The sequence below is a fragment of the Castellaniella sp. genome (genome assembly GCF_034007085.1).
Lineage (GTDB): Bacteria > Pseudomonadota > Gammaproteobacteria > Burkholderiales > Burkholderiaceae_B > Castellaniella.
Genome location: NZ_JAVERO010000063.1, coordinates 1 through 11844, shown reverse-complemented (window position 1 = coordinate 11844; position 11844 = coordinate 1). Strand labels below are relative to the sequence as shown.

Annotated in this window: 11 protein-coding genes; 5 read left to right on the top strand and 6 right to left on the bottom strand. The window is 64.8% G+C overall.

Translation table 11 applies throughout. The features are described 5' to 3' along the window. On the top strand, positions 1-446 hold a 446-nt coding region (locus RBR29_RS07235; RefSeq protein ID WP_320348293.1), incomplete at its 5' end, for an EAL domain-containing protein. A 22-nt stretch (positions 447-468) separates the two neighbouring features. On the opposite strand, the gene RBR29_RS07230 is transcribed toward RBR29_RS07235, so the two are convergent. From RBR29_RS07230 to RBR29_RS07210, 5 genes are all read right to left on the bottom strand, one after another. Further along, positions 469-1299 carry a MaoC family dehydratase N-terminal domain-containing protein gene (locus RBR29_RS07230; RefSeq protein ID WP_320348292.1) on the bottom strand — a complete coding sequence of 277 codons (831 nt, stop codon included), beginning with the start codon at positions 1297-1299 and terminating at the stop codon, positions 469-471. Between the two features lie 42 nt (positions 1300-1341). Beyond that, positions 1342-2349: a TRAP transporter substrate-binding protein gene (locus RBR29_RS07225; protein WP_320348291.1), complete on the bottom strand. Its 1008-nt coding sequence runs from the start codon at positions 2347-2349 to the stop codon at positions 1342-1344. Positions 2350-2434: 85 nt separating this feature from the next. Continuing rightward, complete coding sequence (locus RBR29_RS07220) at positions 2435-3586, bottom strand: CaiB/BaiF CoA-transferase family protein (RefSeq protein ID WP_320348290.1); 1152 nt, start codon at positions 3584-3586, stop codon at positions 2435-2437. Positions 3587-3599: 13 nt separating this feature from the next. Beyond that, positions 3600-4760 (bottom strand): acyl-CoA dehydrogenase family protein, encoded by a 1161-nt coding sequence (locus tag RBR29_RS07215; RefSeq protein WP_320348289.1) that lies wholly within the window; start codon positions 4758-4760, stop codon positions 3600-3602. Positions 4761-4886: 126 nt separating this feature from the next. After that, entirely contained in the window at positions 4887-5813 is a 927-nt protein-coding gene (locus RBR29_RS07210) for a LysR substrate-binding domain-containing protein (protein ID WP_320348288.1), read from the bottom strand. 161 nt (positions 5814-5974) lie between these two features. Between RBR29_RS07210 and RBR29_RS07205 the strand changes: the two genes are divergently transcribed. After that, positions 5975-7339, top strand: a complete 1365-nt coding sequence (locus RBR29_RS07205) for an MmgE/PrpD family protein (protein WP_320348287.1) — start codon at positions 5975-5977, stop codon at positions 7337-7339. Next, positions 7336-8571 (top strand): MFS transporter, encoded by a 1236-nt coding sequence (locus RBR29_RS07200; protein ID WP_320348286.1) that lies wholly within the window; start codon positions 7336-7338, stop codon positions 8569-8571. The genes RBR29_RS07205 and RBR29_RS07200 overlap by 4 nt, the downstream gene beginning before the upstream one ends. Positions 8572-8591: 20 nt before the next feature. Here the strand turns inward: RBR29_RS07200 and glmS are convergent, their stop codons facing one another. Next, a complete protein-coding gene (gene glmS / locus RBR29_RS07195; RefSeq protein ID WP_320348285.1) occupies positions 8592-10424 on the bottom strand; it encodes a glutamine--fructose-6-phosphate transaminase (isomerizing) in 1833 nt (610 codons plus the stop codon). Between the two features lie 238 nt (positions 10425-10662). Between glmS and RBR29_RS07190 the strand changes: the two genes are divergently transcribed. Both RBR29_RS07190 and RBR29_RS07185 read left to right on the top strand, forming a co-directional pair. Further along, positions 10663-11136, top strand: a complete 474-nt coding sequence (locus RBR29_RS07190; RefSeq protein WP_320348284.1) for an Lrp/AsnC family transcriptional regulator — start codon at positions 10663-10665, stop codon at positions 11134-11136. 304 nt (positions 11137-11440) lie between these two features. Beyond that, on the top strand, positions 11441-11844 hold a 404-nt coding region (locus tag RBR29_RS07185; protein ID WP_320348283.1), incomplete at its 3' end, for a DEAD/DEAH box helicase.

Genomic DNA, 11844 nt, shown 5'->3' with positions numbered 1-11844 from the left:
AGCTGCTGAACAGCACCGGCGCGCCTGGAAACCGGCTGATCTTCGAAATCACCGAAGGCATCTGGATCCAGGACGCCGAGGCCACGGCCCAGCGCATGCGCGAACTCAACCATCTGGGCATCCGCTTTTCGATCGACGATTTCGGCACCGGCTATTCCAATCTGTCCAACCTGATGCGCCTGCCGATCTTTGAACTGAAAATCGACCAAAGCCTGATCCGCCAACTGCCCGAGGACCCGGACAGCATCGCCATCGCCCGGCTGATCCTGGCCATGGCCAGGCAACTGGATTTCTGGACCGTCGCCGAAGGCGTAGAAACCGAAGCGCAGGCCGATTTCCTGGCCCAGCATGGGTGCGACACCCTGCAGGGCTACCTGTTCGCACGCCCCATGCCGATCAGCGACTGGCTGGCCGCAGTGCGCCGCCGACACACTGGGCCATCATGACGATCACCGGAGCACTCTGGTCTCAGGCCTCGAACCGCAGACTGGCCTGATGCGCCAGGGTGCCGTCCTGTTCCGCCCACAATTCGGCTTCGCCCTCGGAACCGATCCGGCCACTGACCTGGAAGGGCCGGGGTGCGATCAAGGGCCGCACGCCCCGGTAGGACAGGGACAGGATCCTGGCGCCCGGATGCGCTCTCAGGAATGCTTGCACCATCGAGGTCGCGATCAGCGGCCCATGCACCACCAGGCCGGGGTAACCTTCCACATCTCGCGCGTACGGCGCATCGTAATGGATGCGATGGCCATTGAAGGTCACCGCCGAATAGCGGAACAGCATGACCGGATCCGGCACCACGGTTTCGGACCACTGGCATTCCGGGGCCGGCCGCGTGCCTTCCAGGATGGGGGGCGAAGGTTCCCGATAGACGATGTCCTGTTCCTCCAGGATGCACAGGGCATCGTCCTGGGAATACCGGTGTTCCACCGTGACGAACAGCAGGCGCCCGGTGCGGCCGGTCTTTTCCGTGACGGCCGCGATCCGGGAACAGCGTTCTCCCGGCTGGCCGACCCGCAGCGGACGATGGAATTCCAGGCGGCCACCGGCCCACATGCGATTACGGCCATCGGCCGGCGGCAGGAACCCCCCGCGCCGGGGATGGCCATCCTCGCCCAGCAGCGTATACGGCTGCCCCTCGACGAAAAAGGCCCAATGCCACAGCGGGGGCAGTTGCGCCAAGGGCCGCCCGGCATCATCCCCCAGGCTTAACGCCACCCGCCGGACATGCCCCGGGTCCAACGCATCGACACAGATTTCAGTGCGGCCGACCCAGGTCGCGGGATCAGGATTCGTCATGCTCATCTCCATTCAAGTGCGGGCCGCCGAGGACAGCCATCATCAGTCATTGTTCGACGCCCGTGCCTGGGCAATCAGATCCTCGCCGATCTGGCCGGAAAACTTGCTCCAGACGGGCCGGACAGCCTCGCGCCATGCGGCGATATCCCGTTTGCTCAGCGTCTGGACCTTGGCCTTGCCGGCCTCGGCGATGCGCTGGCGGTCGCGGTCGTTGATCTCGGCAGCCAGCTTGTTGGCGTATTCCGTCGCGCCCGCCATGGCCTGTTGCAAGCCGGCACGCACGTCCTCGGGCAGACCATCCCACCAGCCGGCGTTGGCGATCACCATGTAATCGATCGCCCCATGGTTGGTGACCGCGATGGTCTTCTGGACTTCGTGGAATTTCTGCGAATAGATGTTCGACCAGGTGTTTTCCTGACCATCGACCACCCCAGTCTGCAAGGCTTGGTAGACCTCGGAAAAAGCCAACTTCTGGGGATTGGCACCCAACTGGCGGAACTGGGCTTCGAGCACGTCGGAGGACTGGATACGGAAATTCAGACCCTTGATGTCTTCAGGGCGAGTCAGCTTGTCCTTGTTGGTGGACAGCTGTTTCAGGCCGTTGTGCCAGTAGGCCAGGCCCTTGATCCCTTTGGAACGCATCGAATCCAGCAGTCCCTGCCCAGCCGGGCTGGACTGGAAGCGGTCCAGGGCATCCATGTCGTCGAACATGAACGGCAAGTCAAAGATCTGCAGTTTCTTGGTATAGCGGTCGAACTTGGACAGGGACGGCGCGATGATCTGCACGTCACCCAGCAGCAGGGCTTCCATTTCCTTGCCATCACCAAAGAGCTGGGAATTGGGAAACACCTGGACTTCGACCTTGCCCGGCAGTGCGGCTTCGGCCAGTTCCTTGAATTTCAGCGCGCCCTGGCCCTTGGGCGTGTTGTCGGCCACGACATGGCTGAATTTGATGACGATGGGGGCAGCCTGGGCTGCCCCAGCGGCCAGACCGACGGCCAGTGAAATCCCGAATGCCACGAGCAACCGGCCAAGAGGGTTGGTTTGCATATATGTCTCCTTGTTTTTTCTTGATGAAAAGTCCTGCCCGGCTCCGCACCATGCGCAGCCTGCGGGACATGAGGTACGGCGGGATTCAACCGGCTCCCGTCGCCAGGCCGAGTTCTTCCAGGATGGCCTGCGTATGCTGCCCCAGCGCGGGCACGTCGCCCATCCGCGCCTGCCCGGCATCCGCGACACCGGGAGGCAGCAGGGCGGGCAGGCGCCCGGCCGGGCTACCGACTTCCACCCAGCGCTTGCGCGCCTGCAACTGCGGGTGCGCCCACAGATCCGCCATTTCGTTCATCCGTGCATTGGCGATGCGCGCCGCATCCAGGCGGGCCACAACCTGCTCGGCGCTCAGGCTGGCAAAGACTTCCAGGATCAACGCGCGCAACTCGGCCCGCGCTGCCGAGCGGCGCGAATTGCTCGAAAACCGCGGATCGGCCGCCAGTTCAGGGCGTTCCAGCACCTGCTCGCAGAACACCTGCCACTCGCGTTCGTTCTGCAGGCCCAGGATCACCGTCCTGCCATCGCCCGCAGGAAACGGCCCGTAGGGGTAGATCGTGGCGTGAGACGCACCGCTGCGCGGTGGCGGCGGCGCGCCATCAAAGCTGTAGTACAGCGGATAGGACATCCATTCCGCCATGCTCTCCAGCATGGAAACGTCGATGTGCCGGCCCTGCCCGGTCCGGCCGCGCTCGATCAGCGCCGCCAGGATATTCGTATAGGCGTACATGCCTGCGGCAATGTCGGCAATCGAGCACCCGGCCTTGGCCGGTTCGCCGTCCGAACCGGTCACCGACAGGAAACCGGATTCGCTCTGGATCAGCAGGTCGTAGGCCTTTTTGTCCCGATAGGGACCGTCATTGCCATAGCCGGAAATATCGCAGACGATCAGGCCCGGAAAGCGCGCGTGCAGCGCTTCGTACGACAGGCCCAGACGCGCCGCCGCGCCTGGCGCCAGGTTCTGTACCAGCACATCGGCCTTGGCCAGCAAGCGGTTCAGGACTTCGGGGGACGAGGGGGCCTTCAGATCCAGCGCCAGGCTTTCCTTGGACCGGTTCACCCAGACGAAATGGGACGCCAGCCCCCGCACACGCTCGTCGTAACCACGCGCGAAGTCACCGACGCCCGGGCGTTCGATCTTGATGACGCGCGCGCCCAGATCCGCCAGCTGACGCGTGCAGAACGGCGCCGCAATGGCGTGTTCCAACGTGACGACGGTCGTCCCTTCCAACGGCAGCATGATCCTCTCTCCTTCAGAACGAACGCGGCATGCCCAGCACGTGCTGGCCGACGTACGACAGGATCAGGTTCGTCGAGATGGGCGCCACCTGGTACAAGCGCGTTTCCCGGAACTTGCGCTCGATATCGTATTCGCAGGCAAAGCCGAATCCGCCATGCGCCTGCAGGCAGGCGTTGGCGGCTTCCCAGGAAGCATCGGCTGCCAGCAGCTTGGCCATATTGGCCTGGGCGCCACAATCCTGGTGCTGATCGAACAGGGCGCAGGCCTGGTAGCGCATCAGGCTCGCGGCCTCGACATTGACGTAGGCCCGGGCGATCGGGAACTGCACCCCCTGGTTCTGGCCGATCGGACGACCGAACACAATGCGCTCGCTGACGTATTGCTTGGCCCGGTCCACGAACCAGTGTCCGTCGCCGATGCACTCGGCGGCAATCAAGGTGCGCTCGGCGTTCAGGCCATCCAGGATGTACTTGAATCCCTTGCCTTCCTCGCCGATCAGATTTTCTTCCGGGATTTCCAGATCCTCGAAGAACAGCTCGTTGGTCTCGTGATTGACCATGTTCAAAATGGGACGCACGGTCAGGCCGTTGCCGATGGCAGTGCGCAGATCCACCATGAAGATCGACATGCCTTCGGATTTCTTGCGCACCTGATCCAGGGGCGTCGTGCGCGCCAGCAGCACCATCAGATCGGAATGCTGCACGCGGGAAATCCAGACCTTCTGGCCATTGACCACGTAGCGCCCATCTTTCTTGACGGCGGTCGTCTTGATTTTGGTGGTATCCGTGCCCGTCGTCGGTTCCGTCACCGCCATGGATTGCAGGCGCAGTTCGCCGCTGGCGATCTTGGGCAGCCATTGCTGCTTTTGCGCTTCGGAGCCATGCCGCAGCAACGTGCCCATGTTGTACATCTGGCCGTGGCAGGCACCCGAATTGCCGCCCGCCCGGTTGATTTCTTCCATGATGACGGAAGCCTCGGTCAAGCCCAGGCCCGAACCGCCGTAGGCTTCCGGGATCAGGGCGGCCAACCAGCCGGCCCGGGTCAAGGCTTCGACGAATTCGGCGGGATAGCCGCGCGCCTCGTCGATGCGGCGGAAATACTCATCACCAAACTGCGCGCACAGATCCCGGATGGCGTCGCGAATATCCTGGTATCGGGCGGTGGTCTCGTTCATGCGGGTTCTTCGGCTCCATGGATGCTGTCCGGATCAGGTCCCGGACGGGAGCGTCCAGAATGACGGAACCGAAGAAGGCTGGCAATTTCGTTTTGCCAAACAGGGTGTTTTGCAGCCGCCCGGCAATCACCCGGCCAGACCGGCGCGCTCGCTGCCCGACACGGCATCGGCCACCAACAGATCGACCAGTTCCTGGGCAAAGGCGGGCAGCGGATCGGATTCCCGCACGCAGATGTGCAGTTCCCTCAAGGACCAGGCGTCCTCGATCGGCACGATGCGGATGGGCATGCCTTGCGCATAGCGGTAGGCGGCCGCCCCGGGAATGACGCCGATGCCGACCCGGGCCGCAATCAGACGGCAGGCCGCCTCGAAATTGCCGACCTCGACCCGGAACCGCAGGACGCGGCCCAGGTCCTCGGCGGCCTTGAGCAGAAAAGAATGAATGGCGCTGGTCTCGAACAGGCTGACGAAATCGTAGTCGAGCGCCTGCTCGAATCCACACGAGGCCAGCCGGGTCAGCGGGTGGTCCTCGCAGGTCACCAGCACCAGCCGATCCGTGCGGTAGGGCAGGTACTGCACGCCCGCACCGCCGCTGCCCTGGGCCGTGATGCCGATGTCGGCCACCCCTTCGGCCACCGCGCGGACGACCTGATAGCTGAGCCGTTCACGCAGTTCGACATTGACGTCCGGGTGTGCCGCCAGGTAGCGGCCCAGCAGCGCCGGCAGGAATTCGTTCGTGGCCGTCGTGTTGGCATACAGCCGCACGCGGCCCTTGACCCCCTGGGCATATTCCAGGATATCGCCCCGCAGGTATTCCAACTGCTGCAGGACTGTGCGCGCGTGCTTGACGAACACCTCGCCCGAAGGGGTCAGCGTCACGCCCTGGCTGCCGCGATACAGCAAGTCCGTGCCCAGCGATTCTTCCAGGCTCTTGACCCGGTTGCTGGCGGCCGGAACGGACAGAAAGGTGCGTTCGGCCCCCTTGGTCAGACTCTGGGCGCCCGCCACGTTGACCATGAGCTGCATGTCGGTGAGGTCGAACCGTGCCGCCATAGAATGCCGTTCCCTTATGGTTTGATGAAGTCTGTGTTCAGCAAACAATAATAGGCAAAAAATTCGCCTTCAAGCAAAGTCGCCCCATACACCTTCGCGGGGCGCTTGGATGCGCCCTGCGGCCACGCCGGCATCGTCCGGCCTTTCAGGACAGGACCCCCATGACCCATCCCAGCGCCACACTGACCCACTTTCTCGCAGAACTGCATTACGACCAGATTCCAGCACCCGTGCTGCGGCGGGCCGAGGACCTGCTGCTGGACTGCCTGGGATCCATGCTGGCTGGCTCGGGCGGCCGCACCGTCCAGGCCATCGCCCAGTACGGCCAGACCATGGGGCCGCAGCACGGGCCGGCGGAAAACCTGGTGACCCGCAGCGGCACCAGCCCGGTCTTTGCTGCCATGAGCAATGCTGCCGCAGCCCACATGGTCGAACAGGACGATGTCCACAACGGGTCCGTCTTTCACCCCGGCGCCGTCGTCATGCCGCCCGCCCTGGCCATGGCGCAGGCCCGCAAGGCCTCGGGCCGCGATCTGCTGACGGCCATCGTGGCCGGCTACGAGGCCGGCATCCGCATCGGCGAATTCCTCGGCCGCAGCCACTACACGATTTTCCACACAACCGGCACGGCCGGGGCACCCGCCGCCGCCATGGCCGCCGGCAAATTGCTGGGCCTGGACGCCACCCAGATGCTGCACGCGCTGGGTTCGGCCGGCACCCAGGCGGCGGGCCTGTGGGAATTCCTGCGCGACGGCGCGGATTCCAAGCAATTGCACACGGCCCGCGCCGCCGCCAACGGCCTGATGGCTGCCTGCCTGGCCGCGCAGGGCTTCACGGGTGCCAGCCGCATCCTGGAAGGCCCCCAGGGGATGGCGGCCGGCATGTCCAGTGACGCGGACCCGGCCCGCCTGACCGACGGCCTGGGATCGCGCTGGGCGCTGCTGGAAACGTCCTTCAAATATCACGCATCCTGCCGCCACACCCACCCAGCGGCGGACGCACTGCTGTCCGTCGTGCAGACGCACGACCTGGACATCACCGACATCGTTCAGGTGACCGCGCACGTCCACCAAGGGGCCATCGACGTCCTGGGGCCGGTCGTGCGCCCGACGACGGTGCATCAATCGAAGTTTTCCATGGGCACGGTGCTGGGCCTGATCGCCAAGCACCGGAAAGCCGGCCTGCAGGAATTCGATGATGCCCTCGCCGATCCCGACATCGCGGACTTCCGTTCCCGCGTGACCATGCAGCTGGATCCCGAAGTGGATGGCGCCTATCCGCAGCGCTGGCTCGGCCGGGTCACCGTCACGACGCGTGACGGCCAGACCCTGCAGGGGCGCATCGATACCCCCAAGGGCGATCCGGACAATACGCTGAGCCGCCCCGAGATCGAGGACAAGGTCCGGCGACTGGGCCGCTACCAGGACGCCGCCCGTGCCGAAGACATCGATGCCCTGATCGCGCAGGTCTGGGGCCTGGCCGACGCGCCGTCCATCGACCGTTTCCTGCCGGCCACGCGTCCATGACACCCCCAAAGGCCGCGATGACCACGGATCCCGCATCCCCGATCGAATCCTCCGCGATCACGCTCGCCGCCACGCTGACCATCCAGTCGCTGGTGTCGATGTCCCTGCTGACGCTGCCGGCGATCGCGCCACTCATCGCCGGCCTGCTCGGCATTCCGGCCGCCTATGTCGGCACCTACGTCGCCATCGCCTATGTCGGCGCCATGATCGCCAGCCTGCTGTCGGGGTCCGCGACACGACGCTTCGGCGCCATCCGCGCCAGCCAGGCCGGCCTGTGCATATGCGCGCTGGGCCTGGCACTGTGCACGGTCGAATCCGTCCCCGCGATGGCGGTCGGCGCCCTGCTGGTCGGCCTGGGCTACGGCCCCATCACACCCGCCAGTTCGCACCTGCTGGCCCGCACCACACCCGCCCACCGCATGTCCTTCGTCTTTTCCGTCAAGCAGACCGGCGTGCCACTGGGGGGGGTGCTGGCCGGCCTGATCGTTCCGGGCCTGGCCCAATGGATCGGCTGGCAGGCGGCCTTTCTGGCCGTGGCCGCCGCCAATCTTTGCTGCGCCCTGATGATCCAGCCACTGCGCGCACCCCTGGATGCCGACCGCGACCCGAGCAGCCGCCTGTCGGCTGGCAGCGGCCTGGCCGGACCGCTCCGGCTGGTCTTCAGTCAGCGCAGCCTGGCGGTGCTGGCCGGGGTGTCTTTCCTGTTTTCGATCGCCCAGCTCTCGCTGACGTCCTACCTGGTCACCTTTCTGCACCAGGACCTGGGCATGGAACTGGTCGCCGCCGGCCTGGCCCTGTCCATATCCCAGGCGGCCGGCGTGGGCGGACGCCTGTTGTGGGGCTATGTGTCCGATCATTATCTGGGCGCAGTCCGCACCCTGATGGGACTGTCGCTGCTGATTGCGCTCTGCGCGCTGGCGACTCCCCTGCTGCGGCTGCTCGATTCGCAGCTGATCGTCCTGGTGGTGCTGTGCCTGTTCGGCGGCAGCGCCATCGGCTGGAACGGTGTGTACCTGGCCGAAGTCGCCCGGCAGGCGCCTGCCGGGCAGGCCAGCATCGCCACGGCGGGCACCCTGTCCATGACCTTTTTTGGGGTCGTGGTCGGGCCGCCGATCTTTGGCTGGATCGCATCGCTGTCCGGCAGCTTTGGCTTTGCCTACGCAACGCTGCTGCTGCCTGCAGGTGTTTGCCTGATGCTGCTGTGGCGGTATCGCAGCGCGTTCGCGCGCTGAGGGCAGCGCAGAATCAGGGCCTATTCCACCGTCACGCTTTTCGCCAGGTTGCGCGGCTTGTCCACGTCCGTGCCGCGCGCGCAGGCCGTGTGATAGGCCAGCAGTTGCAGCGGCACGGTGTGCAGGATGGGCGACAGTTTCCCGTAATGTTCGGGCATGCGGATGACGTGCATGCCGGGAGCACCCACAATCTGGGAATCCGCATCGGCAAACACATACAGTTCGCCGCCGCGCGCGCGCACTTCCTGCATATTGGACTTCAGCTTTTCCAGCAGTTCGTCGTGCGGCGCAATGGTGATGACAGGCATGGCATCGGTCACCAGGGCCAGCGGGCCATGCTTGAGTTCACCGGCAGGATAGGCCTCGGCATGGATATAGCTGATTTCCTTGAGCTTGAGCGCGCCTTCCAGGGCGATCGGATAATGCATGCCGCGCCCCAGGAACAGCGCGTGTTCCTTGCCGGCAAATCGTTCGGCCCAGGCGATGATCTGCGGTTCCAGCGCCAGCACGGCGGATACGGCCGCCGGCAGGTGGCGCAGGGATTTCACGGCCTGTTCTTCGGCGGCAGCATCCAGGCGCCCGCGCGTCTGCGCCAACGCCAGGGTCAGCAGGTACAGGGCCGTCAGCTGGGTGGTGAACGCCTTGGTCGAAGCCACGCCGATTTCCACCCCCGCGCGGGTGATGAAAGCCAGCTTGCATTCACGCACCATGGCGCTGGTCGCCACATTGCAGATCGTCAGGGTCTGTTCCATGCCCAGGCTGCGCGCATGCTTGAGCGCCGCCAGAGTGTCGGCGGTCTCGCCGGACTGGGAAATCGTGACCACCAGCGTGCGCGGATCGGGCACGCTGGTGCGGTAGCGATATTCGCTGGCGATCTCTACATTGACCGGGATGCCGGCCAGGGATTCGATCCAGTAGCGTGCCGTCAGGCCCGCGTAATGGCTGGTGCCGCAGGCCAGGATCAGCACCCGGTCGATAGACTGGAACACGGCATGCGCGCCATCGCCGAACAGTTCCGGCATGATGGCATCGATGCCCTGCAAGGTGTCGCCCACGGCGCGCGGCTGCTCGAAGATTTCCTTCTGCATGAAATGCCGGTAGGGGCCGAGTTCGGCTTCGCCGGTATGGACCTGGACCGTGTGCACGGCACGCTCCACGGCCTGGCCCTGGGCGTCCGTCACCCACACCCGCGCCAGTTGCAGATCGACCACGTCGCCGTCTTCCAGATACATGATCTGATCCGTGGTCCCGGCCAGCGCCAGCGCGTCGGACGCCAGGTAATTGCCATCGGCCCCGCAGCCCACGACCAACGGCGAACCCTGGCGCGCGCCGACCACGCGGTGCGGCTCTTCAGCGCAGAACACCGCAATGGCATAGGCGCCGTCCAGGCGGCGTACCGCCTGCTGCACAGCGGCAAACAGATCACCATCGTACAGATGGTCCACCAGGTGCGCGATGACCTCGGTATCGGTCTGGCTCTGGAACACATACCCCGCAGCCTGCAATTCCGTGCGCAGCACGTCGTGATTTTCGATGATGCCGTTGTGGACCAGCGCGATGCGCGGCAGGCCCTGGTCCGGGCCGGAAAAATGTGGGTGCGCATTGTGTGTCAGCGGCGCGCCATGCGTGGCCCAGCGGGTGTGCGCGATGCCGGTCAAGCCCTGGACGCCATCCTGGGCGGCCTGCGCCGCCAGTTCTGCGACCCGCTGGGTGCTGCGCACCCGCTGCAATCCAGTGCCCGTATGCACCGCCACGCCGCACGAATCATAGCCCCGGTATTCCAGGCGGCGCAGGCCTTCGAGCAGGATGGGAACGATATTGTGCTGCGCCACGGCGCCGACGATGCCACACATGGGAATACTCCTGGTTCGGGAAAATGGGAACAGGCCTCAGCCGGCCTGGTTTTGCGCTATTGTGGACTGGTCGGATAGAAATAGGATTTCTATTTCTGCGCTGGTATGAAATTTAATTTCATGATATACGATTAATGAAATTAAATTTCATTATGGATGATAAGATGAACCGAACAGAATAGATCATCCCTGTCTTGGTTCCTCTTTCTCACCACTGTTGCGCCCTGGAAACATCCTCATGCCCATGATCGAACTCGACGACCTGGACCGCCGCATCCTGGACCTCCTGCAACAGGATGGCGCCCTGAGCAATCAGGATCTGGCCATGCGTGTGCACGCTTCGCCGCCGACCTGCCTGCGGCGAGTGCGCCGCCTGACACAGGCCGGGATCATCCAGCGCCGGGTGGCGATCCTGGACCCCGCCCTGATGGGCGCCACCCTGACGGTCCTGATCGAAGTCACGCTCGATGCCCAGGCTGCCGCGCAGACCGACGAATTCGAATCCCGGCTGCTGGCCGAACCCGCCATCCAGCAATGCTACCGGGTCAGCAGCGGCCCGGATTTCGTGCTGATTGCGCTGGTGGCGGACATGGCAGCCTACCAGGCCCTGGCGCTGCGCTGCCTGACCAGCGACCCGCGCGTGCGCAATGTGCGCAGTTTCTTCGTGACCCGGCGCAGCAAATTCGACACCCGGATTCCGCTGGCGCCCTGACGCGCCAGGTCGTGCACTCCGACCCGATCCGCCATTCTGATCGACACAAAACCAACACGTTTGATGAAGAAAACCCCAGCCATCCCCGGTCTTCATTGACGTATGAAAACTTTCGCACCAGAATGATTGATTGCTTGTTTTCTGACCTGCTGACCTCGGTTTCACGCCATGCGTGCCGTTTGGGTTGATTCGGTCGGCGCATGCGACTGATTCCGCCCGGCAGACCTCTGCGGCGGCAACCCGGCAGGGACACCCATCCAATCCCTGCGGCATTCCGCCTGCTTTCGCAGGCGCAAGGAAACCCATGTCTTTCAATATCCTGGGGCTTGCCCCCCAGCTCGTGGCCGCGCTGCGCGACCTCGGCATCGATACCCCCACATCCGTGCAATCCGCCGCGATCCCCCAGGCGCTGGCCGGTCATGATCTGCTGGTCTCGTCCCAGACCGGTAGCGGCAAGACGGCCGCCTTCATGCTGCCCGCCCTGCAGCGCCTGAGCCACCGCGCCGGCACGGGCGGGCGCGGGGTGCAGGTGCTGGTCCTGGCGCCTACGCGCGAACTCGCCATGCAAGTCGCCGATGCCGCCCGCGCCTATGGCAAGCAGATCGACGGCCTGCGAATCGCCACCGTGGTCGGCGGCATGCCCTATGGCGCCCAGATCAAGTCCCTGTCGCGCCGGGTCGACGTACTGGTCGCCACCCCGGGGCGCCT